Genomic DNA, 21,705 nt, shown 5'->3' with positions numbered 1-21,705 from the left:
ACTCCCCGGCTGCTTTGCTCACCCTACGGCGTCTCGCTTGCCGCACACGGTAAGCTCCGGCCACAGTGACTTCCATCGCTGAGCCTTCGCCGTGTAATTCGCCGCGGAGAAATTCGGGCCTGGATTGGGGCGTGCGATCAATCCCGCGACATCGCCAAACCCATGTGGCGCGTAGACGTCGTAGCCCTCGCCTGCACGCCGGATGCCGATCTGCGTGTTCCGTGTCAGGAAGCGGTCGATGCCATCGGTCGAAGAGGTCAGCGGCGGATAGGGCAGGCCGTGCTTGTCGGCGTACCCGCGCCTGGTTGCGCACTTCGATTCTAACGCCGAGATCCGTCAGGCTGGCCGCCAGCCTGCGGATCACCGCGTCTTCCGCCTCCCACGAGGTGTCAGGGTCGAAATAGAACACATCGTAATCGGCGATGCCGTAATCGATGGCGCGCCCCGTGATCACGTTCCACGCCGTCTGCACCAGGCATCCCGACACCAGCCAGGCATCCGGCAGCGCTAGCTGAGCGAGTGCGTCGGTGATCGCAACGTTGATCGGATTTTTCAGGGCCAGGGCAAGAAACGCGTCGCGGTCCATGCGATCGTCAACCCGCGTCATACTGCGCCCGCGCCGATCTGGATGCCAGGATGCGCCAGCGCCGTCGCAAGAACGGCTCGACGTCGGCGCGCTTGGCTTTCGACAGACGGATCAGCACCATAGGATAGTCGGCGTAGTGATCGGTGAAATAGAACAGCTTTGGGCGGCTCTCGACCCGCATCGCGCGCTCGTCGATCGGTACGTCCGGCAGCACCAGGCTGTCGCCGTCCTCTTTCAGGCGCGCCAGCATCTTCTTCTTGCGTACCTTCAGGGCGGGCGTGCCGTAGGAGGAGCCGTCCTCGACCTCCGGCCACGTCAGCACAAATTTTTCTGACATCGTCGAAGGTCACCCGATTGGCCTAGCGCACAGCGGTGAAGAACCGTGCCATCCGGAAGCCCGACAGCCAGGTCCACATCGGCTGGCTGCGCATGCCGAGATCCCAGGAGCCGAGCACGGCATCGGCGCGGCCGACGAGATTGTCGATCGGCAGCAGCCCGACGCCACCGGAACGCAGGGGCACGCGGCTGTCGGCGGAGTTGTCCCTGTTGTCGCCGAGCACGAAGAGATGCCCGGCCGGCACCGTCACTTCCGGCGTGTTGTCGAGCGGGCCGTTGTCATGCATCTTGAAAATGAGATGCGAGACGCCGTTCGGCAACGTCTCGACGTAGCGATAGGCGGGCTCGCTGCCGCCGCTGTCGTCCTCGGCCTGACCCAAACCATCCGGCTTCAGCTCGGCGGGACGGTCATTGATGAAGAGCTGGCCCTGCCGCATCTGGATGCGATCGCCGGGCAGACCGACCACGCGCTTGACCCAGGCCTGCGAGCGGTCGCCGGGCCAGCGGAACACGACGACGTCGCCGAGCTTCGGCGTCTCCGCGAAGACGCGGCCGGTTTCAGGCAGATTGATCTGGATCGGCAGCGACGAGGTGCCGTAGCCATAGGGGAATTTCGAGGCGAGCAGCGCGTCGCCGATCAGCAGGGTCGGCTCCATCGAGCCCGACGGCACGTAGAATGGCTCGGCCAGCGCGCCCTTGGCGATGAACACGGCGGCGACGATGCCAGCAAGCTGGACGAGCTGTCCGCGCCAGGTGCTGTTCTTGCCCCTGTTCTTGCCACTGCTCTTGGGCTTGGTTGTTGCAGTCATTTTCTCAACGCTCATGCGCCCGTACCACCCACTGTAATCCGTTCCATCAGAAGCGTCGGCTGGCCGACGCCGACCGGCACGCCCTGGCCGTTCTTGCCGCAGGTGCCGATGCCGGTATCGAGCGCGAGATCATTGCCGATTGCGCGAATGCGATGCAGGTCGGTCGGTCCGTTGCCGATCAGCATGGCGCCCTTCAACGGCGCGCCCAGCTTGCCGTTCTCGATCTTGTACGCCTCCGTGCACTGGAAGACGTATTTGCCCGACGTGATGTCGACCTGGCCGCCGCCGAAATTCGCGGCGAACACACCGTTCTTCACCGAGGCGAGGATCTCGCCCGGCTCGCGGTCGCCCGCGAGCATGTAGGTGTTGGTCATGCGCGGCATCGGCACATGGGCGTAGCCCTGGCGGCGGCCGTTGCCGGTCGGCTTCATGTTCATCAGACGCGCGTTCTGGCGGTCCTGCATGTAGCCGACCAGGATGCCGTCATCGATCAGCACCGTGCGGTTGGTCGGCGTGCCCTCGTCGTCGATCGAGAGCGAGCCGCGCCGCGAGGCAATGGTGCCGTCGTCGACCACGGTGACGCCCTTGGCGGCCACTTGCTGACCCATCAGACCCGCAAACGCCGAGGTCTTCTTGCGGTTGAAGTCGCCCTCCAGGCCATGGCCGACCGCCTCATGCAGCATCACGCCAGGCCAGCCGGCGCCAAGCACCACGTCCATCTCGCCAGCGGGCGCCGGCACGGATTCCAGATTCACCAGCGCCTCGCGCAGCGCGCCGTCAGCCGCGTCGCGCCAGTTCTTGGTCTCGATGAATTCGGCATAGCCGGCGCGGCCGCCATAGCCCTTGCTGCCGCTTTCCTGGCGATCGCCCTGACCGGCGACGACGGAAATGTTCACGCGCACCAACGGGCGGATATCGCGATAGCTCTCGCCATCGGGGCGGAGGATTTCAACCACCTGCCAGGTCGCCCCTAAACTCACGCTGACCTGCCGCACGCGCGGATCCTTGTCGCGCAAATACGCATCGATCTCCGCGAGCAGCTTGACCTTGGCCTCAAAACCCGGCGCGTCCAGCGGATTGTCGTCGCCATAGAGCCGCACATTGCTATGCGGCGGTGGCGCGGCAAAGTTTCCCGAATAGCCGCCGCGGACCGCAGCGACCGCATCGGCTGCGCGGATCAGCGCCGGCAGCGACACGTCGGAGGAATGCGCGTAGCCGACCGCGTCGTCCTTCACTGCGCGCAGGCCAAAGCCCTGCGAGGTGTCATAGGTCGCCTGCTTCAGCCGCCCATTGTCGAACATCAGCGCTTCGGTCTGGCTGTATTCCAGGAACAATTCGCCGTCGTCCGCGCCGGAAAGCCCGCGCGCGACTTCGTGGCGAACCTGGTCGCGGTCGAGATTGGCGCGGTCGAGCAGGGAGGTTGTAGCAGGGTTGGTCATCGGCGATCCATTATCGGGAGATGTGGGGCAAGATAATGGTTTCAAAAGCGTTCGGCGAGGGGCCGGCCGTCACATTACCGAAACGACATGGTACGAATGACGGAGGTCTTAAGCCGATATTGAAGGATTGGCCTTATTTTCTGTGCGTCCTGGCTATGGCCGGTCTATGAGACGCGACGCATGTGGAAGCCCATCCTTTCGCTGGTCGATTTCGTCGACCGGTATCACGGCTTGATCATCGGCTTTGCCGTACTGGCATTGGTTCTGCTCATCAATCAGCTCATCTACCGTCGTCGCTGGACGTCCTATCCTTCCCGCGAAGACTATCTCGCTGCCCACCCCGGCTGTGCCACGGCGGACGGCGTCGTCTGCGCGAAGTGCCGGCAGAAGACGGCAAGCATGCCGGTACGCGGTAGCGGCCGCATCTTCCGCTGTACCTGGTGCGACACCGATCTGTACCGTCTCGACCGAGCATGAGGCACCGGGGCGCTTAAGGTGTGGTGGCCGCGGCGACTAAAGCCCGCCCCGCAAAAGTGTGAAGCGGTTTTCCCTCGCGACAAACGCGGAACGCGTTTCGCGCGGAGATCATGCGCGAACAACAGCCTAATCTCATCGCGCTTTAGCTTAGTCACTGCATCGTCCGCGATCACAGATCCATCACCGTCACCCCCGCGCGAGCGGCGAAGCCGTTGTCGCAGCAGGTGCGGGAGCGTAACGGAGGCCTCGAAGGATGGCGGACCAACAACCCGGACGTCGTGAGCCTACGGCAGCTTGTCGTACCCCTCGCCGAGCCCGTTCAAGCTGAGCGGGAAGCCGATGCCTTCCTCGGGGGTTTCGAAGATGATGAAGGTCGCGGTCTTGGCCGAACGGAGCTGGCCGAGCAGTTTGTCCTCCAGGACCACCTCGGCGACGCAGCCGTTGGGCAGACAGCGCACGAAACCGGCGCGGCCGACGTCCTGGTTGTCGAGCTTCAGGCCGAGGCCGGAGGGCAGCAGCACGCCGAGCGGCGCGACTACCCGCATCAGCCGGCTCTTCTGGTCGGCGGTTTTCAGCACGATCACGGTCAGGCCGGCATTGGAGCGGTCTTCGGCGACGACGCTCTGGATCAGGGCGCATTGCTCGGCTTGGGCGCCGGGCGGGGTGTCGCAGCGAATCTGCCAGTCACCATGGACCGAGCGCACCGCGCCTTGCGCGTGGGCAAGGCCTGGCAGGAGGAGGACGGCGGCCATCTGAAGGCCGGCCAACACGCCAAGTCGGCGGTCAGGAGCGGGTTTCGCCATGCGTGTCGAAAGCCCCATCGGTCGATCCCTCTGTTCGCAACCTGCCTGGGCGGCTTCGCTGCCACTCAGGATACGGAAATGACGGCGGCTTGAAGGCGGATCCCAAGCAACCAACAAGCAAATCCCGCGCCGCGCCGGTCGCCTTTTCCCGCACGAATCAGGCTCCAGCGGGGCCGCCGGTCAGTGCCTACAACGGGCAATCCCGCTGTCAAGCCGCGACACTCCCGGGAACAGTATTTTTGTCTGAAATATCTTGCGGGTGATGGCAGGCAGACCGGGTTCAAGACTGCATTGCGAGAGATCAAGAATTATGGTTTGAGAGGCTTGATTTCGGCGTTCTAGCGATCTGGCCCCACGACCTCTTAGAGGTATTCTTGCGCGGCGGTTTGTCGGACGGGCGGATCGAATAAGCGTTCCCCAAAAATAGGGGGGTGCATTGGGGTGATTTCGTAAGGGGAGCGCGAGCGGCATGAGGATGTCGATGGGCCGGATGGGCCGGCACTTGCTGGGATTGGCCGTAGCTAGCCTGACGCTGGCCACTGGCGGCGCGGCATTTGCCGAGCTCGGACAGCCGCAGCCGTGGGAATGGCATCTGCAGGCCTCCGGTTCCCCGGTGATGGACAACATCGTCTGGTTCCATAACTTCCTGTTCGTCCTCATCACCGTGATCACGCTGTTCGTGCTGGCGCTCCTGGTGGTCGTGGTCGTGAAGTTCAACGCGCGGGCCAATCCGGTGCCGTCGCGGACCACCCACAACACGCTGATCGAGGTGCTCTGGACGCTGGTGCCGGTGCTGATCCTGGTCGGCATTGCGGTGCCGTCGTTTCGCCTCCTGTTCCTCGAGCTCGACGTGCCGAAGGCGGACCTGACCATCAAGGCCACCGGCAAGCAGTGGTACTGGTCCTACGCCTATCCCGACAACGGCAAGTTCGAGTTCGACTCGCTGATGGCACAGGACAAGCAGCCCCGCCTGCTCGGCGTCGACAACGAAATGGTGGTGCCGGTCAACAAGGTGATTCGCGTCCAGACCACGGGCGCCGACGTCATCCACGCCTTCGCGTTGCCGGCCTTCGGCGTCAAGATCGACGCGATTCCGGGCCGCTTGAACGAGACCTGGTTCAAGGCGACCAAGACCGGCATGTATTACGGCCAGTGCTCGGAGCTCTGCGGCAAGGACCATGCCTTCATGCCGATCGCGATTCGCGTGGTCAGCGACCAGGAATTCGCCTCCTGGGTTGAAACGGCGAAGAAGAAATATGCGAGCGGCGGCACGAGCACTTATGCCTCCGCGGCCGGCCCGGCGCAGTAAGCGCCGGTTCAGGGGACGAAAGGGCGGGACCTTTCGGGGTCCGAACGGGACGCAAGGCAGGATTTGAAAATGGCAACGAGTGCAGCGACACACGGCGATCACGCCCACGACGATCACGCCCATCCGACCGGATGGCGGCGCTACGTCTATTCGACCAACCACAAGGACATCGGCACGATGTACCTGATCTTCGCGGTCATCGCGGGCATCATCGGTGCCGCGATGTCGATCGCGATCCGCGCCGAGTTGATGTACCCGGGCGTGCAGATCTTCCACGAGACCCACACCTACAATGTGTTCGTGACCAGCCACGGCCTGATCATGATCTTCTTCATGGTCATGCCGGCCATGATCGGCGGCTTCGGCAACTGGTTCGTGCCGCTGATGATCGGCGCGCCGGACATGGCGTTCCCGCGCATGAACAATATCTCGTTCTGGCTGTTGCCGGCCTCCTTCGCACTGCTGCTGATCTCGACCTTCGTCGAGGGCGAGCCGGGCGCCAACGGCGTCGGCGCAGGCTGGACGATGTACGCGCCGCTGTCGACCTCGGGCCATCCGGGCCCGGCGGTCGACTTCGCGATCCTGTCGCTGCATCTCGCCGGTGCCTCGTCGATCCTCGGGGCGATCAACTTCATCACCACGATCTTCAACATGCGCGCGCCGGGCATGACGCTGCACAAGATGCCGCTGTTCGTCTGGTCGATCCTGGTGACGGTGTTCCTGCTGCTGCTGTCGCTGCCGGTGCTCGCCGGCGCGATCACCATGCTGCTCACCGATCGCAACTTCGGCACCACCTTCTTCTCGCCGGACGGTGGCGGCGATCCCGTGCTGTTCCAGCACCTGTTCTGGTTCTTCGGTCACCCCGAGGTGTACATCCTGATCCTGCCCGGCTTCGGCATGATCAGCCAGATCGTCTCGACCTTCTCGCGCAAGCCCGTGTTCGGCTATCTCGGCATGGCCTACGCCATGGTCGCGATCGGCGGCATCGGCTTCGTGGTGTGGGCACACCACATGTACACGGTCGGCATGTCGTCGGCGACGCAGGCCTATTTCGTCGCCGCGACCATGGTGATCGCGGTACCCACCGGCGTGAAGATCTTCTCCTGGATCGCCACGATGTGGGGCGGCTCGATCGAGTTCCGCGCGCCGATGCTGTGGGCCGTGGGTTTCATCTTCCTGTTCACGGTCGGCGGCGTCACCGGCGTCGTGCTGGCGAACGCAGGCGTCGACCGCGTGCTGCAGGATACCTACTACGTCGTGGCGCACTTCCACTACGTGCTGTCGCTCGGCGCCGTGTTCGCGATTTTCGCCGGCTTCTACTACTGGTTCCCGAAGATGTCGGGCTACATGTACAATGAAACGCTTGCCAAGGCGCACTTCTGGGTCACCTTCGTCGGCGTCAACATGGTGTTCTTCCCGCAGCACTTCCTCGGCCTGTCGGGCATGCCGCGCCGCTATGTCGACTATCCCGACGCGTTCGCCGGCTGGAACCTGATCTCCTCGATCGGCTCCTACATCTCCGGCTTCGGCGTGCTGATCTTCCTCTACTGCGTGTTCGATGCCTTCGCCCGCAAGCAGGAAGCGGGAGCCAACCCCTGGGGTGCCGGTGCGACCACGCTGGAGTGGACGCTGCCCTCGCCGCCGCCCTTCCACCAGTTCGAAGTGCTGCCCCGCGTGCAATAAACAGCCCGCGGCGCCTTTGACGGGCGCCGCGGCTCTATCACGAAGCGAGTAGGTTAAGTGTCGGTCCTCGATCACGACGCCATCGATATCAGGATCTCCGAGGCGGAGGTCGGTGACTACATTGCGCTTTTGAAGCCGCGGGTGATGTCGCTCGTGATCTTCACCGCGCTGGTCGGGCTGATGATGGCACCCGGGCATTTCCACCCTGTGCTCGCGATCACCTCGCTGCTCTGCATCGCCGTCGGCGCCGGCGCCTCCGGTGCGCTGAACATGGCGCTGGAGGGCGACATCGACGCCAAGATGTCGCGCACGGCGAACCGGCCGATCCCGCGCGGCCGCATCACCAAGCCCGAAGCGATGGCGTTCGGCATGACGCTCGCCTTCTTCTCGGTGATGACGCTCGGCATCCTCGTCAATTGGATCGCGGGCGCGCTGCTTGCCTTCACCATCTTCTTCTACGTCGTGATCTACACGCTGCTCCTGAAGCGCTGGACCGCGCAGAACATCGTGATCGGCGGCGCTGCCGGCGCGCTGCCACCGGTGGTCGCCTGGGCCGCGGTGACCGGCACGGTCGACGTCGAGCCGCTGCTCCTGTTCCTCATCATCTTCTTCTGGACCCCGCCGCACTTCTGGGCGTTGGCGCTGTTCCGCTCCGACGATTATGCCCGCGCCGGCATCCCGATGCTGCCCAACGTCGCCGGCCCCGATGCGACGCGGTTGCAGATCCTGCTCTACACCGTCGTGCTGATTGCGGTGGCTGCGGCGCCCTGGGCGCTCGGTTATTTCGACTGGATCTACGGCGTCACCTCGCTGGTGCTCGGCGCCGGCATGCTCGTGCTCGCCATCAACGTCTATATGCGGCGTGAGCGCAGCCAATCGCTGCGCGCGACGCGCAAATTGTTTGCTTTCTCCATTCTTTATCTGTTCGCGCTGTTCGCGACGCTGCTTGCCGAGGTCGTGTTCCGCGCCCTTGCTCCGATGGTAGGGGGCGCATGACGCTGGCATGGCCGACAAACCCGAGCCAGATGGAATCGTCCTCACCGAGGCGCAGAAGAAGAGCCGCCGTCAGCGCTCGATTGCGATCGCGCTCGCGCTCGGCGTGCTCGTCGTGCTGTTTTTCGCGGTCACCATGGTCAAGGGACCGGCGGTGCTAGTTCGGCCATTGTAGGAAAGATGGATCAGAAGCCGACCATATCGCGGGATGAGGGCCGGAGGGCCACGAAGGGCCGTGGTCTTTCTAATGGTCTTGGCCGCGACGCGCTGGTCGCCTCGATCTGCGGCGGCGTGGTCGCGCTGATGGTCGGTGCCTCCTACGCTGCCGTGCCGTTCTACAATTGGTTCTGCCGCGCCACCGGTTTCAACGGAACGACGCAGGTCGCGACCTCCGCACCGGCGAGCGGTCCCGTCGCGCGCAAGATCGCGGTGCGCTTCGATGCCAACGTCGCGCCGGGCCTGCCCTGGAGGTTCGAACCGGAGCAGACCGAGATCGAAGTCAATATCGGCCAGGTCACGACCATCTACTACACCGTGACCAACCAGGCCGCACGCACGACGGCAGGGCAAGCGGCCTACAACGTCGCGCCGCTGACGGTCGGGTCCTATTTCCAGAAGATCAACTGCTTCTGCTTCACCGAGCAGACCATGGCGCCCGGCGAGAAGCGGGAGATGCCCGTGGTGTTCTATGTCGATCCATCGATCATCGACGACCACGACAATGACGGGCTGGGCACGATCACGCTGTCCTATACGTTCTATCCGGTGCGCGAGCCGGCGGTGAAGCCGCTCGCAGCCGGCGATGACGACAAGCGCAAAGGCAATCTTTGATCGCCGGGCTCAGATCCGGGGATTGGATTTGAAGGGGATAAGTGCCTGACAGGCACGGGCTAAGGAGAGAGACGGAAATGGCGACCGCGCAAGGCAAGCATCACGACTATCACCTGGTCGATCCGTCTCCGTGGCCGGCCGTCGGCTCGGTCTCGGCCTTCGTCATGGCATTCGGCGCCATCGCCTGGATGCACCACATGTTCGCGGCCGCGCCGATCATCTTCGGCATCGGCACCGTCGGTGTGCTCTACACCATGGCGAGCTGGTGGGGCGACGTGATCAAGGAAGCCCAGTACAAGGGCGACCACACCCGCGTCGTGCAGCTGCACCACCGCTACGGCATGATCCTGTTCATCGCCTCCGAGGTGATGTTCTTCGTCGCCTGGTTCTGGGCCTTCTTCAATTCGGCGCTGTTCCCGGCTGATCCCGTCCACGCCACGCGCGATGCCGTGTTCGGCTGCGGCCTTGGCACCCAGATGGGCGCCTGCAGCGTGCCCGGCACCTGGCCGCCGCATGGCATCGAGACCTTCGATCCCTGGCACCTGCCGCTCCTGAACACGCTGATCCTCCTGACCTCCGGCACCACCGCGACCTGGGCGCACCATGCGCTGCTGGAGAACGACCGCCAGGGCCTCAAGTACGGTCTGATCCTCACCATCCTCCTGGGCGCGACCTTCACCTGCGTGCAGGCCTATGAGTACAGCCACGCCGCGTTCTCCTTCGCGGGCAACATCTACGGCGCGACCTTCTTCATGGCGACCGGCTTCCACGGTTTCCACGTGCTGGTCGGCACCGTCTTCCTGCTGGTGTGCCTGGCGCGCGCCTATGCCGGTCATTTCACGCCGAAGCAGCATCTCGGGTTCGAGTTCGCCGCCTGGTACTGGCATTTCGTCGACGTGGTCTGGCTGTTCCTGTTCATCTGCATCTACGTCTGGGGTCGCGGCGCCGAGACCATGGCGCACGGCGCGCACTAAAGCCCGATCGATCGTGATATAAGGGGCGCCCTCATCGGCCGCCCCTTTTGCTTAAGGTGTGGAGAGGGGAAGGAAAGTGCATGACCGAGTATCCTCCCACGACCGTTCTCCAGAGCGCGATGCGCGGGCTCGCCTGCAAATGCCCGCGCTGCGGACAGGGCAAGCTCTATGCGGGCTTCCTCACGCTCGCTCCGTCGTGTGAGATTTGCGGCCTCGATTACGCCTTCATCGATTCCGGCGACGGGCCGGCGATCTTCATCATCATGCTGGCCGGCGCCATCGTGGTGGCTTGCGCGCTGATCGTCGAGGTCAAGTACCAGCCGCCGTTCTGGCTGCATGCGGCACTGTGGTTGCCGCTGATCCTGGTCACCACACTGTTGCCGTTGCGGTCGATGAAGTCGCTGCTGATCGCGCTGCAGTTCCACCACAAGGCGGCGCCGGGCCGATTGGTCGACCGCGCGAAATGAACGGGACCGCGACGCGCCGCCGCGGCGTGACGGGCTTTGGCCTGTTCACGCTCGCCATGATCGCAGCCTTCATCGCTCTCGGTGTCTGGCAATTGCAGCGCCGCGTCGCCAAGCATGAGTTGATCGCGGCGCTGACAGAGCGGCTTGCGGCATCGCCCATCGCGCTGCCGCCGCCCGCACAGTGGAGCACGCTCAACGCGGCCGATGACGAGTTTCGCCGCGTGAGCTTCACCGCGACCTACGCGCCACTTCCCGACGCCATGGTCTACAGCTCCGGCTCGGCCGTGCGCAAAGATGCCTCCGGTCCCGGCACCTGGGCCTTCCTGCCGGCACGGCTGCCGACCGGCGAGATGATCGTGATCGATGCCGGCTTCGTCGAGAACACGATGCAGGATCGGTCCGTCGAGGATCGTGCTGTAACCAAGCTCGTCACCGGCGGGCCGGTCACGCTCACCGGGTACTTGCGTTTTCCGGAAGAGGCGGGCTGGCTCACGCCCGCGGAGAACCGCGACCGTCGGCTCTGGTTCGTGCGCGATCATCATCTGATGGCGAGTGCGCTCGGCTGGGGCGCGGTCGCACCGTTCTACGTCGATCTGGAACAGCCTGCGCCCGAGAACGGCATCCCGCGTCCCCGTCCGCTCGACGTGCATCTCAAAGATGACCACCTGCAATACGCCATCACCTGGTTTACACTCGCAGGCGCGGTGCTGATCGCATTCGGCGTGTGGCTACGAGGACGGCGGCGGAACTGATCCACCGCGGCTCCTGAGGCGGAATGGAATCTTCCGGGCTTTACCATTCAGTGTCCATTCACGACTGTGGGCATAAGCCGCGAAACGAATTCGCGTGGATAGATCGGGATGAACGCGTGAGTGACTTCGATCAGATGGGCATTGTCGTCGACTGGCTGGACGCCTGTCGCAAGGGCGACCTCAGGTCGCTGATCGATCTCTATACCGATGATGCCAGCCTCGAATGCCAATGCGGGAGCACGCATCTCTACCGCGGCCGCAGCGAGCTCGAAGCCTATTGGGGATCGCGGCTCGGCGCGCTCTCGTCTGCCGGATTCGGTCTCGAGGACATCAGCCCCGCGCCGCAGGGTGTCGAGCTCGAATATTCGATCGCCGGCTCGTTGCGCATCCGCGCCAGCTTCGGCTTCAGCGCCGATGGCAAGATATCCCGGACCACCTGCACGCCGGCGCCACGGAATCCGATGGATTGCTCGGCATGCTGACGCACGATCCGGACCCGGCAGGGCCGCGTTAGCGCAAAGCGTGCCGCGGTTCTCGGACGCAGATCGTGCGCCAACAAAGAGCTGAAGCTATGAAAATTCAACTCAACGCCATCGCGCTTTAGCGTGCGTGGCCTCGCGCCGCCAAATATGCAGACGGGCGCAGCTAGGCGCACGCAGGGTCTTTCAGCTTTAGTTAAATTCTAACGCAGGTCGTATTTTCACTCTTTCCATTTGTTCCCACTGGCTTATCTGTTTGGGAAAGCGAGCGAGATCAATGCAAGACATCGTCAAGTCGGCTACGCGGATATTGATCGTCGACGACCACCCGGTCGTCGTCTTCGGTTGCAGGTCGCTGTTCGCGTCAGATCACTCGATCCGGATCGAGGAGGCCAGTGACGCAAAGTCCGGTCACCGCGCCTTCGTCAGCAAACGTCCCGACATCACCCTCATCGACATCAGCCTGCCCGACGTTTCCGGCTTCGAATTGATGCGCCGTATCCGCAAGGACGATCCGGACGCCAAGATCATCATGCTCAGCACCAACGACGATCCGACCTTCGTGGTCCGGGCGGTCGAGATGGGTGCGCAGGGTTATGTCTCCAAGGGCGACGACACCAGGATCCTGGTCAAGGCGGTACGCAAGGTCGCGGCCGGCGACAATTTCATCTCGCCGCAGCTGGCGGAGGCCGTGACCTTTTCCGGCGCGACGATCAAGGCGAACCCGGCCTCGCAGATGACCCCGCGGGAACTGGAAATCCTGCGGCTGCTCGGCCGCGGCGACAAGATCGTCGAGGTCGCCGAAGCGCTCGGCATCTCCTACAAGACCGTCGCGAACACCACGTCGCTGTTGAAGCAAAAGCTTGGCGCGAAAAACCACTCCGACCTGATCCGGATTGCGGTGGCGATCGGGATGAACTGAGCTCGGTGGCCTCCAGCCGCGGGAAAAAGATAGCAGGCGCATCACGCCAAGCTTCAAAGCAGGGCGCGACCGGTCGTCATCGCCTTGGAGCGGTCGGGAAAAATTGGAACGTTCTCCGGCGCAAACCGTTTTTGCCTTGACGATGGGATGACACCCGACCAAAAGCTGAGGGCGAATGACTAGGCGAGGCCTCGGCTCGCGAACCGGATTCTGAACGCGGATAAAAGCGGATAAAACAGGTCTGCACACGTAACGACAGACCTTCCAGGAGAGGGCTGCGGCATCGCCGCAGCCCTTTTTCTTGCGCTGTCTTAGAGCGGAGCCGGCACGGGAAGCGGTTTCCCGATGCGGCAAAACGCTTTATGGTGCCACCCCAGCTTGCTGCGGTAAAACAAAGTAACTTCATTAAAATCAAAGGTTTAGGCGACCTGCCGACCTTTGGAGGGCGGTTTGACTCGATATATCTCCACACGGGGCGAGGCCCCCGAGCTTGGCTTCTGCGACGTGATGCTGACCGGGCTTGCCCGCGATGGCGGGCTCTATGTGCCCCTCGACTGGCCACAGCTTTCGCCAGAGACCATCGCCGGATTCTTCGGCCGCCCCTATTGGGAGGTCGCGGTCGACGTGATCCGTCCGTTTACCGCCGGCGAGATTTCGGATGCCGATCTCGGCCGCATGGCGAACGAGGCTTACGCCACCTTCCGCCACCCGGCCGTGGTGCCGCTGCGCCAGATGTCGCCGCATCAATTCGTGCTGGAGCTGTTTCACGGTCCGACGCTCGCCTTCAAGGACGTCGCGATGCAGCTCATCTCGCGGCTGATGGATCACGTGCTGGCCAAGCGCGGCCAGCGCACCACCATCGCGGTCGCGACCTCCGGCGACACCGGCGGCGCCGCCGTCGAAGCTTTCGCGGGCCTGGAGAATGTCGACCTCATCGTGCTGTTTCCGCACAACCGCGTCTCCAACGTGCAGCAGCGCATGATGACGACGACGAGCGCCGCCAACGTGCATGCGCTCGCCATCGAAGGCACGTTCGATGACTGCCAGGCGCTGGTGAAGGGGATGTTCAACCATCACCGCTTCCGCGACACGGTCGCGCTGTCCGGCGTCAACTCGATCAACTGGGCGCGCATCGTCGCGCAGGTGGTCTACTATTTCACCTCGGCGGTCGCGGTCGGCGCGCCGGCGCGGCAGGTCGATTTCACCGTGCCGACCGGCAATTTCGGCGACATCTTTGCGGGCTACGTTGCCAAGCGCATGGGGCTTCCGGTGCGCACCTTGCGCATCGCCGCCAATGTCAACGACATCCTGGCGCGCACGCTCAAGACCGGTATCTACGAGGTGCGCGCGGTGCACGCCACCGCGTCGCCCTCGATGGACATCCAGATCTCCTCGAATTTCGAACGGCTGATGTTCGAGGCCAGCCGGCGCGACACGGCTGGCGTGCGCCGGCTGATGGAGTCGCTGAAGCAGTCGGGACGCTTCGTACTGCCCGACGCCACGCTTGCTGCGATCCGCGAGGAATTCGACGCCGGCCGCGCGGACGAGACCGAAACCTCGGCTGCGATCCGTGCCGCCTGGCGCGAGGCCGGCGAGCTCATCGATCCCCATACCGCGGTGGCGCTGGCCGTGGCCGACCGCGACACCACGGATACGACGGTGCCCAACATCGTACTGTCCACCGCGCATCCCGCCAAATTCCCCGACGCTGTCGAGTCCGCCTGCAGCATGCGGCCGCAATTGCCGGCCTGGCTCGACGGCTTGATGACCAAATCCGAACACATGAAGGTGATGAAGAACGATCAGGCCGAGGTGGAGCGGTTCGTGTTGTCGGTCAGCCGTGCCGCAAAGCAGGGAGTTGCCGGATGAGCGTCGAGATCTCCAAGCTTGCCTCCGGCCTCACCGTCGTCACCGACAACATGCCCCATGTCGAGACAGCCGCGCTCGGCGTCTGGGCCGGCGTCGGCGGCCGCGACGAGAAGCCGAACGAGCACGGCATCTCGCACCTGCTCGAGCACATGGCGTTCAAGGGTACGACCCGGCGCTCCTCGCGCGAGATCGTCGAGGAGATCGAGGCAGTCGGCGGCGATCTCAACGCCGGCACCTCGACCGAGACGACGTCCTACTACGCGCGGGTGATGAAGGCCGACGTGCCGCTGGCGCTGGACGTGCTCGCCGACATCCTCGCCAATCCCGCCTTCGAGCCGGACGAACTCGAGCGCGAGAAGAACGTCATCGTGCAGGAGATCGGAGCTGCGCAGGACACGCCCGACGACGTCGTGTTCGAGCATCTCAACGAGCTCTGCTATCCCGACCAGGCGATGGGCCGCTCGCTGCTCGGCACCGCCAAGACGCTACGCGGCTTCAACCGCGACATGCTGCGCGGGTATCTCTCCATGCATTATCGCGGCCCCGACATGGTGGTGGCCGCCGCAGGCGCGGTCGATCACCGCCAGGTCGTGGACGAGGTCGAGAAGCGATTTGCAAGTTTCGAAGCGACGCCGGGACCGAAGCCGGCGCCTGCGATGTTCGGCAAGGGCGGCGCGAAGGTGGTGCATCGCGAGCTCGAGCAGGCGCATCTGACGCTGGCGCTGGAAGGCGTGCCGCAGACCGACCAGTCGCTGTTCTCGCTCCAGGTCTTCACCAACATCCTCGGCGGCGGGATGTCGTCGCGGCTGTTCCAGGAAGTACGGGAGAAGCGCGGGCTGTGCTACTCGATCTACAGCTTCCACGCACCCTATACTGATACCGGCTTCTTCGGGCTCTACACCGGCACGGATCCGGCGGACGCACCGGAGATGATGGAGGTCATCGTCGATATCATAAATGATTCGGTGGAAACCCTGACTGAGGCAGAGATCGCGCGTGCGAAAGCACAGATGAAGGCGGGCCTGTTGATGGCGCTGGAGAGCTGCAGCTCGCGCGCTGAGCAGCTCGCGCGGCATGTACTGGCCTATGGGCGGCCGCAGACGGTGCAGGAGCTGGTGGCCCGAATCGACGCCGTTAGCGTCGAATCGACGCGAAATGCGGCACGGTCGCTATTATCGCGCAGCCGCCCCGCGGTCGTTGCATTGGGCAGCGGCAGGGGTCTGGACACGGCGGTGTCTTTTGCGGAAGGATTGACCCGGGCGCGAGCCAAGGCGAGGCTCCACTAGGAGCTGTGCCGGGAGGGCTCATGTTGCGCCCCTGGGAAGCATCACATGGCCCTTTTTCGCTTGCCATCCAGTGGACCTGCAGCCCTCGCCCCGCGCGGCAACGGGCTGCTGTTGCGTGCGCCGCAGATGTCGGACTTCCTGCAATGGGCGCATCTGCGCGAGGGCAGCCGCGACTACCTGACGCCCTGGGAGCCGATCTGGCCATCCGATGATCTCACCCGCTCGGGCTTCCGCCGGCGCCTGCGCCGGTATGCCGAGGACATCGCCGCGGACCGGTCCTATCCGTTCCTGATCTTCCGGGAACTCGACGGCGCCATGGTCGGCGGGATTACGCTCGCCAATGTCCGCCGCGGCATCGTCCAGGCCGGCACGATCGGCTACTGGGTCGGGCAGCCCTACGCCCATCGCGGCTATATGACGGCGGCGCTGCGGGTGCTGCTGCCGACCCTGTTCGGCGAGCTCAACCTGCACCGGGTGGAGGCGGCCTGCATCCCTACCAATGCGCCGTCGATCCGGGTGCTGGAGAAGTGCGGCTTCTCCCGCGAGGGGCTGGCGCGCCGCTATCTCTGCATCAACGGGGTCTGGCAGGACCATCTGCTGTTCGGCTTGCTGCACGAGGATTTCCGCGGCTAACCAAGCCGGAAGTTGCCTTGTTGTGTTGCCTTATCGTGTGCCTTGGGTTCGCCGATTTTGGCGATATAACGCGGCAGGCCGGCGTCTGCCGGGACATTGTCATGGAGTATGGTCCTTGAAGGTGAGAGAGCTTCGGTCCTCGCAGACCGCACTGCGGCGAGGTCCGGTGATCGCGCTGGCGTTGTCGATTGTGCTCGCGGCGGCTTCGCCGGCGGCGGCGCAGTCGCTGACTGATCGCTTCAAGAGCCTGTTCGGCGGCTCCTCGGACGAGCCGCCGGCCCAGACCACGACGCCGGCCCCCGGGCAGCCGCCCGAGGCCCAGGCCGAGGTCGATTGCCCGCCGGTCACGGTGCGCGCGGGCGCGTCCACCTACGCCGTGGCCGCCCCCGGCAAGCAGGCGGTCGGCAATGACGTGCGCTACCAGGCCTCGATCACCAAGATGGCGCGCGAATGCGTCCGCAACGGCAGCGAGATCACCGCGCGGATCGGCATTCAGGGCCGTGTCGTCGCCGGCCCCGCCGGCGCGCCGTCGTCGGTCGAGATTCCGTTGCGTATCGCGGTGGTGCAGGGCGGCATCGGCGAAAAGGTGATCGGGTCGAAGGCCTATCGCACCACGGTGGCGATGTCCGAGGACGGCAGCGTGCCCTTCACCTTCGTCGCCGAGGACATGGTCTATCCGATGCCGTCGGCCGCGGTCGCCGATTCCTACATCTTCTACGTCGGCTTCGATCCGCAGGCGTTGTCGGGCGGCAAGGCGGCGCCGAAGAAGAAAAAGTAGGCTTCAAAGAACGCCGGCAGGCCCCGGCTCGACCGGGCATCCAGTACGCCGCGGCCTCTCCGCATCACGTCACCCCCTCTGGAGCGTGACGCAGATTGTGTGGAGACGGTTCTCAATCGGACAACAAAAAAGCCGGCGCTCATCGCGCCGGCCTTTTTTGATTTGTGAGGAAGCCTCGACTCAGTTCAGCTTCTGCCGAACCTCGGTGATGCCCTTGGCGAGCAGGTCGTCGGCGACCTGGCCCTTGACCGACTGCGACAGGATGGTCGAGGCGGCCTGGACGGCGGCCTCTGCGGCTGCGGCGCGGACGTCGGCGAGTGCCTGGGCCTCGGCGAGCGCTATCTTGCCCTCCGCGGTCTTGGTTCTGCGGGCGACGAAATCCTCCATCTTCGCCTTGGCTTCGGCCGCGATGCGCTCGGCTTCGGCCTTTGCGTTGGCGATGATGTCCTGCGCCTCACGTTCGGCGCTGGCGCTGCGGGCCTTGTAGTCGGCGAGCACCTTGGCCGCCTCCTGCTTGAGGCGCAGGGCGTCGTCGAGCTCGGCCTTGATGCGCTCGGCGCGATGGTCGAGCGTGGTCAGCACGGTCTTGTGGATGCCGAGATAGGCAAACACGACCATCAGGATCACGAACGCGACGGCGACCCAAAATTCAGGTTCGAAGAACATCTCGACTAACCTTTCAGGGACGAATCGACCGCGGCGTTGACCGATGCGGCGTCGGGAACGACGCCGGTCAGCTGATGCACGATCGTGCCGGCCGCATCGGCCGCGATGCCGCGGACGTTGCTCATGGCGGTGGCGCGGGTCGAGGCGATGGCCTTCTCCGCCTCCGCGAGCTTTTTCGCCAATTGCTCTTCCAGAGACTTGCGTTCGGCTTCCGCCTGCGCATTCGACTTTTCGCGGGTCTCGTTGCTGATCGCCTGGGCGCGCGAACGCGCCGAAGCGAGCTCGCCCTCATAGGCCTTCAGCGCCGCGTCGGACTGGTCCTTCAGCTTCTGCGCTTCGGCCAGATCAGCGTCGATCTTGTTCTGACGCGCCTCGATCGCGCCGCCGATGCGCGGCAGGGCGAGACGGGACACGATCAGATAGAGCGCGACGAAGAAGATCGCGAGCGACACCAGCTGCGACGCGAAGGTACTGCTCTCGAACGGCGGAAAGCCGCCGCCGTGATGACCACCCTCGGCCTCGGTGTGGGCATTGGCCTGTGGGCCTTTCGCCCCGCCATGACTCTCAGCCATGGAGTTCTCCTGTTGCTGTCACGCGCGCCGCCCGCAAGTCGAGCGGCGCGAAAACGTCCTCAGAGCGGAACGAACAGCAGAAGCAGCGCGATCAGCAGCGAGAAGATGCCGAGCGCTTCGGTCACGGCGAAGCCGAAGATCAGGTTGCCGAACTGACCCTGCGCAGCCGACGGATTGCGCACGGCTGCGGCGAGGTAGTTGCCGAAGATCACGCCCACGCCGACGCCCGCACCGCCCATGCCGATGCACGCGATGCCCGCGCCGATAAGTTTTGCTGCTGCCGGATCCATTTTTGACTCCTTGGAAGAAAGATTTGGGTTGTGGGTGGAAATTCCCCGGACCGTTCAGTGTCCCGGATGAATGGCGTCGTTGAGGTAGATGCAGGTCAGGATCGCGAACACATAGGCCTGGAGGAACGCGACCAGCAGCTCCAGCGCGGTGAGCGCGACGGTGAGCGCGAGCGGCAGCACGCCGCCGATCCAGCCGATGGCGCCGAGCGAGACTCCGAGCATGGCGACGAATCCCGCGAACACCTTCAGCGCGATGTGGCCGGCCAGCATGTTGGCGAACAGACGCACGCTGTGCGAGACCGGCCGCAGGAAGAAGGACAGGATCTCGATGAACATCACCAGCGGCAGGATGTAGCCGGGAACACCGTGCGGGACGAATATCTTGAAGAATTTCAGACCGTTCTTGTAGACGCCGTAGATCAGGACCGTGAAGAACACCAGAAGCGCGAGCGCCGCGGTCACGATCAGGTGGCTCGAGATCGTGAACGTGTAGGGAATGATGCCGACCAGGTTCGAGACACAGATGAACATGAACAGCGAGAAGATGAGCGGGAAGAACTTCATGCCTTCCGCGCCGGCGGTCGAGCGGATGGTCGAGGCGACGAACTCGTAGGAGATTTCGGCGATCGACTGCAGGCGCCCGGGGACGAGCTGCGTGCCGCTGGCAAGCATCAGGATCGAGATCAGCGCCACCGCCACCAGCATGTAGAGCGATGAATTTGTGAAGGCGATCGTGTGGTTGCCGATATGGCCGATCGTGAAGAGAGGCTCGATGTTGAACTGGTGGATCGGATCGATTTTCATCAGCGCGGCATCTCTTGGTCTGCCGGGCTCGCCGGCTGGTCTCGGTCAGCCGGCCGGGCCGGCCCGTACCGGCGAGGCCGGCACGAAAAATTCCTCTGGCCAGAGGGGCTACGAACCGCTGCGCCTGTTTTGACCCGCGCCCGCCGATCTCACCACATTCACCACGCCGGCCACGAAGCCCAGCAGCGTGAACACGATAAATCCGAAAGGCGACGTCGACAGCAAGCGGTCGAACCCCCAGCCAATCCCCGCTCCGACAATGACGCCGGCGATCAACTCGGAGGATAGCCGGAAACCAAGCGCCATCGCCGAGGCTCTGGCCGCTCCGTCTCCACCGTCACCTGCGGGTTGCTCGGTCTTGATCTTGCGGTCGCGAAATTCGGACAACCGCTGATTAAGACTTCCGAGCCGTTCGGAAAGCGCAGCCTCCTCGGGCGACTTATCGCCATTTCCATTCTCGCCGTGCCCCGTGCCTGTGGTCATGCAACGAAGACCCGAAACGCCGCGGTTAAATGGAAATTACGCCCGCCACCCTCGAAAGCCGCGCGGACCATACTGACCGCACATAATCAAGTCAAGCCAAGTCACGATTGCGTCGTTTCCGCGTATCTATTTGATATTACTTGCGATAACACTGCGTTCTCCAGCGCTGCGCACAGCGTGACGCCGCACCGCAGCAGCCCGCGCCGCAATCGGCGGGTCTGGCCCGGATTTGGCCGCTCGACGGATATCGAACGAGGTGCGGAAATCAGTCATCGCGCCGGCGCGTTTTTCGCGCGCGGGGTGTAGGATTGTGGGCAGGTCACATCATCTTCCGACGGAGCAGCGCCATGAGGTCAGCGACGTCATCCACAGCATCATGGTTTTCGGCGGCGGTCATCGCCGTGGCAGTCGCGGCGGGCGGCAGCCTCGTTGCCGCGCAATCGGCGCCCGAGAGCGAGAACGGCCGCTACACCATGACACCGACGCCGGACGGCGTGTTGCGGCTCGATACGCGCACCGGGGTCGTGTCCACCTGCTCGAACAACGGGGCGGGCTGGGCCTGCTACGCCGTACCCGACGAGCGCTCCGCGCTCGATGCCGAGATCGGCCGCCTGCAGGCCGAGCTCGAGAAGCTGAAAGCCGCCGGGCCGACCGTTTCCGGAAAGATCGAGGACGCGCTGCCGAAATCCGACTCGCTGAAGAAGGCCGAGCCGAAAGCCGCGGAGAACGACCGCAAGATCGAGGTCCCGCTGCCGAGCGACCAGGACGTCGATCGCGTGGTGTCGTTCCTGGAGCGCGCCTGGCGGCGGCTGATCGAGATGGCCAACCGCGTGGAGAAGGACTTGTCGGGGAAGATTTGACGCGGTGTTTTCGCAACGGATGGCGCACAGCGGCGTTCTTCGACAACGACGTTCCATGGCAGCGTTCGATAAAGCGACAGATTTGATGACATCGACGACGCGCTCCGCGCCATCCACCGTGCAAGCCACGACGATCGCATCATCGTTGCTGACGGTGCACACCTCAGGCCGCGGCTTCGTCGACCTCACGGCGGAGGCGGCAAAATTCGTGCGCGACGTTCAGGCGCGTGAGGGCGCATTGACGCTGTTCATCCGTCATACCTCGGCGTCGTTGACGATCCAGGAAAATGCCGATCCTTCCGTGCTCGTCGACCTCACCACGGCGCTGTCGCGGCTCGCGCCGGAAAATGCCGGCTGGGTGCATGACACCGAGGGCCCCGACGATATGCCGGCGCATATCAAGACCATGCTGACCGAGACATCGCTCCAGGTGCCGGTCCTGAACGGCGCCCTCGCGCTCGGCACCTGGCAGGCGATCTATCTGGTCGAGCATCGTGCGCAGCCGCACCGTCGCGAAATCGTGCTGCAATTCATCGGCCAGGCGAACTGACCAACCTGCGTTGATAAAACAAAACCGGCCGCGGATTTCGCGGCCGGTTTGCTT

The 21,705-nt window shown here is 64.2% G+C and carries 25 protein-coding genes and 2 pseudogenes; 17 read left to right on the top strand and 10 right to left on the bottom strand.

Annotated elements, in window-relative coordinates:
* Positions 1 to 18: 18 nt before the first annotated feature.
* The 4 genes and pseudogenes from QA640_RS41400 to tldD all read right to left on the bottom strand — a co-directional run bounded on the left by QA640_RS41400 (position 19) and on the right by tldD (position 3,170).
* Positions 19 to 586, bottom strand: a pseudogene (locus tag QA640_RS41400) (nucleotidyltransferase family protein).
* A 7-nt stretch (positions 587 to 593) separates the two neighbouring features.
* Positions 594 to 936: pseudogene (locus QA640_RS41395) on the bottom strand (MmcQ/YjbR family DNA-binding protein).
* A gap of 9 nt (positions 937 to 945) precedes the next feature.
* Positions 946 to 1,746 (bottom strand): signal peptidase I, encoded by an 801-nt coding sequence (gene lepB, locus QA640_RS41390; protein WP_283038353.1) that lies wholly within the window; start codon positions 1,744 to 1,746, stop codon positions 946 to 948.
* Entirely contained in the window at positions 1,743 to 3,170 is a 1,428-nt protein-coding gene (tldD, locus tag QA640_RS41385) for a metalloprotease TldD (protein ID WP_283038352.1), read from the bottom strand. The genes lepB and tldD overlap by 4 nt, the downstream gene beginning before the upstream one ends.
* Positions 3,171 to 3,350: 180 nt before the next feature.
* Between tldD and QA640_RS41380 the strand changes: the two genes are divergently transcribed.
* Entirely contained in the window at positions 3,351 to 3,647 is a 297-nt protein-coding gene (locus tag QA640_RS41380) for a hypothetical protein (protein ID WP_283038351.1), read from the top strand.
* Between the two features lie 284 nt (positions 3,648 to 3,931).
* On the opposite strand, the gene QA640_RS41375 is transcribed toward QA640_RS41380, so the two are convergent.
* A complete protein-coding gene (locus tag QA640_RS41375; RefSeq protein WP_283038350.1) occupies positions 3,932 to 4,468 on the bottom strand; it encodes an invasion associated locus B family protein in 537 nt (178 codons plus the stop codon).
* A gap of 451 nt (positions 4,469 to 4,919) precedes the next feature.
* Here QA640_RS41375 and coxB point away from each other — a divergent pair, with 451 nt between their 5' ends.
* The 14 genes from coxB (at position 4,920) to QA640_RS41305 (ending at position 17,426) form a co-directional block, all read left to right on the top strand.
* Entirely contained in the window at positions 4,920 to 5,759 is an 840-nt protein-coding gene (gene coxB, locus QA640_RS41370) for a cytochrome c oxidase subunit II (protein ID WP_283038349.1), read from the top strand.
* 69 nt (positions 5,760 to 5,828) lie between these two features.
* Positions 5,829 to 7,442 (top strand): cytochrome c oxidase subunit I, encoded by a 1,614-nt coding sequence (gene ctaD / locus QA640_RS41365; protein WP_283038348.1) that lies wholly within the window; start codon positions 5,829 to 5,831, stop codon positions 7,440 to 7,442.
* Between the two features lie 57 nt (positions 7,443 to 7,499).
* Complete coding sequence (locus QA640_RS41360; protein WP_283038347.1) at positions 7,500 to 8,438, top strand: heme o synthase; 939 nt, start codon at positions 7,500 to 7,502, stop codon at positions 8,436 to 8,438.
* Between the two features lie 7 nt (positions 8,439 to 8,445).
* Positions 8,446 to 8,610, top strand: a complete 165-nt coding sequence (locus tag QA640_RS41355; protein WP_092238203.1) for a CoxF protein — start codon at positions 8,446 to 8,448, stop codon at positions 8,608 to 8,610.
* A gap of 5 nt (positions 8,611 to 8,615) precedes the next feature.
* Entirely contained in the window at positions 8,616 to 9,266 is a 651-nt protein-coding gene (locus tag QA640_RS41350) for a cytochrome c oxidase assembly protein (RefSeq protein WP_283038346.1), read from the top strand.
* A 77-nt stretch (positions 9,267 to 9,343) separates the two neighbouring features.
* On the top strand, positions 9,344 to 10,240 hold the full coding sequence (locus QA640_RS41345) for a cytochrome c oxidase subunit 3 (RefSeq protein WP_283038345.1): 897 nt from the start codon (positions 9,344 to 9,346) through the stop codon (positions 10,238 to 10,240).
* A gap of 80 nt (positions 10,241 to 10,320) precedes the next feature.
* Positions 10,321 to 10,707, top strand: a complete 387-nt coding sequence (locus QA640_RS41340; protein ID WP_283038344.1) for a DUF983 domain-containing protein — start codon at positions 10,321 to 10,323, stop codon at positions 10,705 to 10,707.
* Positions 10,704 to 11,459, top strand: coding sequence for an SURF1 family protein (locus tag QA640_RS41335; RefSeq protein ID WP_283038343.1), 756 nt, complete (start codon positions 10,704 to 10,706; stop codon positions 11,457 to 11,459). The genes QA640_RS41340 and QA640_RS41335 overlap by 4 nt, the downstream gene beginning before the upstream one ends.
* Positions 11,460 to 11,575: 116 nt before the next feature.
* Positions 11,576 to 11,941 carry a nuclear transport factor 2 family protein gene (locus tag QA640_RS41330; protein ID WP_283038342.1) on the top strand — a complete coding sequence of 122 codons (366 nt, stop codon included), beginning with the start codon at positions 11,576 to 11,578 and terminating at the stop codon, positions 11,939 to 11,941.
* 274 nt (positions 11,942 to 12,215) lie between these two features.
* Positions 12,216 to 12,860, top strand: a complete 645-nt coding sequence (locus QA640_RS41325; RefSeq protein ID WP_283038341.1) for a response regulator transcription factor — start codon at positions 12,216 to 12,218, stop codon at positions 12,858 to 12,860.
* 450 nt (positions 12,861 to 13,310) lie between these two features.
* Positions 13,311 to 14,729, top strand: a complete 1,419-nt coding sequence (gene thrC / locus QA640_RS41320; RefSeq protein ID WP_283038340.1) for a threonine synthase — start codon at positions 13,311 to 13,313, stop codon at positions 14,727 to 14,729.
* Positions 14,726 to 16,015, top strand: a complete 1,290-nt coding sequence (locus QA640_RS41315) for a pitrilysin family protein (protein WP_283038339.1) — start codon at positions 14,726 to 14,728, stop codon at positions 16,013 to 16,015. Before thrC ends, QA640_RS41315 begins: the two co-directional genes overlap by 4 nt.
* Positions 16,016 to 16,060: 45 nt before the next feature.
* Positions 16,061 to 16,648: a GNAT family protein gene (locus QA640_RS41310; RefSeq protein WP_283038338.1), complete on the top strand. Its 588-nt coding sequence runs from the start codon at positions 16,061 to 16,063 to the stop codon at positions 16,646 to 16,648.
* Positions 16,649 to 16,814: 166 nt separating this feature from the next.
* Positions 16,815 to 17,426, top strand: coding sequence for a hypothetical protein (locus QA640_RS41305; RefSeq protein WP_283038337.1), 612 nt, complete (start codon positions 16,815 to 16,817; stop codon positions 17,424 to 17,426).
* Between the two features lie 180 nt (positions 17,427 to 17,606).
* Here the strand turns inward: QA640_RS41305 and QA640_RS41300 are convergent, their stop codons facing one another.
* The 5 genes from QA640_RS41300 to QA640_RS41280 all read right to left on the bottom strand — a co-directional run bounded on the left by QA640_RS41300 (position 17,607) and on the right by QA640_RS41280 (position 20,241).
* Positions 17,607 to 18,092 carry an ATP F0F1 synthase subunit B gene (locus tag QA640_RS41300; RefSeq protein ID WP_283038336.1) on the bottom strand — a complete coding sequence of 162 codons (486 nt, stop codon included), beginning with the start codon at positions 18,090 to 18,092 and terminating at the stop codon, positions 17,607 to 17,609.
* 5 nt (positions 18,093 to 18,097) lie between these two features.
* The gene (locus QA640_RS41295) at positions 18,098 to 18,664 is read right to left on the bottom strand and encodes a F0F1 ATP synthase subunit B (protein ID WP_283038335.1); all 567 of its coding nucleotides are present in this window, start codon (positions 18,662 to 18,664) and stop codon (positions 18,098 to 18,100) included.
* A gap of 59 nt (positions 18,665 to 18,723) precedes the next feature.
* A complete protein-coding gene (locus QA640_RS41290; RefSeq protein ID WP_007599451.1) occupies positions 18,724 to 18,954 on the bottom strand; it encodes a F0F1 ATP synthase subunit C in 231 nt (76 codons plus the stop codon).
* A 54-nt stretch (positions 18,955 to 19,008) separates the two neighbouring features.
* On the bottom strand, positions 19,009 to 19,758 hold the full coding sequence (locus tag QA640_RS41285) for a F0F1 ATP synthase subunit A (RefSeq protein ID WP_283038334.1): 750 nt from the start codon (positions 19,756 to 19,758) through the stop codon (positions 19,009 to 19,011).
* Between the two features lie 108 nt (positions 19,759 to 19,866).
* A complete protein-coding gene (locus QA640_RS41280; protein WP_283038333.1) occupies positions 19,867 to 20,241 on the bottom strand; it encodes an AtpZ/AtpI family protein in 375 nt (124 codons plus the stop codon).
* A gap of 347 nt (positions 20,242 to 20,588) precedes the next feature.
* On the opposite strand from QA640_RS41280, the gene QA640_RS41275 reads away from it, so the two are divergent.
* Together QA640_RS41275 and QA640_RS41270 are read left to right on the top strand one after the other, a co-directional pair.
* Positions 20,589 to 21,101 carry a hypothetical protein gene (locus QA640_RS41275; RefSeq protein WP_283038332.1) on the top strand — a complete coding sequence of 171 codons (513 nt, stop codon included), beginning with the start codon at positions 20,589 to 20,591 and terminating at the stop codon, positions 21,099 to 21,101.
* Between the two features lie 85 nt (positions 21,102 to 21,186).
* Positions 21,187 to 21,651, top strand: coding sequence for a secondary thiamine-phosphate synthase enzyme YjbQ (locus tag QA640_RS41270; protein WP_283038331.1), 465 nt, complete (start codon positions 21,187 to 21,189; stop codon positions 21,649 to 21,651).
* Positions 21,652 to 21,705 lie beyond the last annotated feature (54 nt).

Origin of the sequence: Bradyrhizobium sp. CB82 (genome assembly GCF_029714405.1) — a bacterium.
Taxonomy (GTDB): Bacteria; Pseudomonadota; Alphaproteobacteria; order Rhizobiales; family Xanthobacteraceae; genus Bradyrhizobium.
This window is presented reverse-complemented; position numbering and strand designations above follow the sequence as displayed.

Coding starts and splice junctions, on each gene's coding strand:
- lepB (WP_283038353.1), bottom strand. CDS start 1,746: ATGAGCGTTGAGAAAATGACTGCAACAACCAAGCCCAAGAGCAGTGGC.
- tldD (WP_283038352.1), bottom strand. CDS start 3,170: ATGACCAACCCTGCTACAACCTCCCTGCTCGACCGCGCCAATCTCGAC.
- QA640_RS41380 (WP_283038351.1), top strand. CDS start 3,351: ATGTGGAAGCCCATCCTTTCGCTGGTCGATTTCGTCGACCGGTATCAC.
- QA640_RS41375 (WP_283038350.1), bottom strand. CDS start 4,468: ATGGGGCTTTCGACACGCATGGCGAAACCCGCTCCTGACCGCCGACTT.
- coxB (WP_283038349.1), top strand. CDS start 4,920: ATGAGGATGTCGATGGGCCGGATGGGCCGGCACTTGCTGGGATTGGCC.
- ctaD (WP_283038348.1), top strand. CDS start 5,829: ATGGCAACGAGTGCAGCGACACACGGCGATCACGCCCACGACGATCAC.
- QA640_RS41355 (WP_092238203.1), top strand. CDS start 8,446: ATGGCCGACAAACCCGAGCCAGATGGAATCGTCCTCACCGAGGCGCAG.
- QA640_RS41350 (WP_283038346.1), top strand. CDS start 8,616: ATGGATCAGAAGCCGACCATATCGCGGGATGAGGGCCGGAGGGCCACG.
- QA640_RS41345 (WP_283038345.1), top strand. CDS start 9,344: ATGGCGACCGCGCAAGGCAAGCATCACGACTATCACCTGGTCGATCCG.
- QA640_RS41340 (WP_283038344.1), top strand. CDS start 10,321: ATGACCGAGTATCCTCCCACGACCGTTCTCCAGAGCGCGATGCGCGGG.
- QA640_RS41335 (WP_283038343.1), top strand. CDS start 10,704: ATGAACGGGACCGCGACGCGCCGCCGCGGCGTGACGGGCTTTGGCCTG.
- QA640_RS41325 (WP_283038341.1), top strand. CDS start 12,216: ATGCAAGACATCGTCAAGTCGGCTACGCGGATATTGATCGTCGACGAC.
- QA640_RS41315 (WP_283038339.1), top strand. CDS start 14,726: ATGAGCGTCGAGATCTCCAAGCTTGCCTCCGGCCTCACCGTCGTCACC.
- QA640_RS41310 (WP_283038338.1), top strand. CDS start 16,061: ATGGCCCTTTTTCGCTTGCCATCCAGTGGACCTGCAGCCCTCGCCCCG.
- QA640_RS41300 (WP_283038336.1), bottom strand. CDS start 18,092: ATGTTCTTCGAACCTGAATTTTGGGTCGCCGTCGCGTTCGTGATCCTG.
- QA640_RS41295 (WP_283038335.1), bottom strand. CDS start 18,664: ATGGCTGAGAGTCATGGCGGGGCGAAAGGCCCACAGGCCAATGCCCAC.
- QA640_RS41290 (WP_007599451.1), bottom strand. CDS start 18,954: ATGGATCCGGCAGCAGCAAAACTTATCGGCGCGGGCATCGCGTGCATC.
- QA640_RS41285 (WP_283038334.1), bottom strand. CDS start 19,758: ATGAAAATCGATCCGATCCACCAGTTCAACATCGAGCCTCTCTTCACG.
- QA640_RS41280 (WP_283038333.1), bottom strand. CDS start 20,241: ATGACCACAGGCACGGGGCACGGCGAGAATGGAAATGGCGATAAGTCG.
- QA640_RS41275 (WP_283038332.1), top strand. CDS start 20,589: ATGAGGTCAGCGACGTCATCCACAGCATCATGGTTTTCGGCGGCGGTC.
- QA640_RS41270 (WP_283038331.1), top strand. CDS start 21,187: ATGACATCGACGACGCGCTCCGCGCCATCCACCGTGCAAGCCACGACG.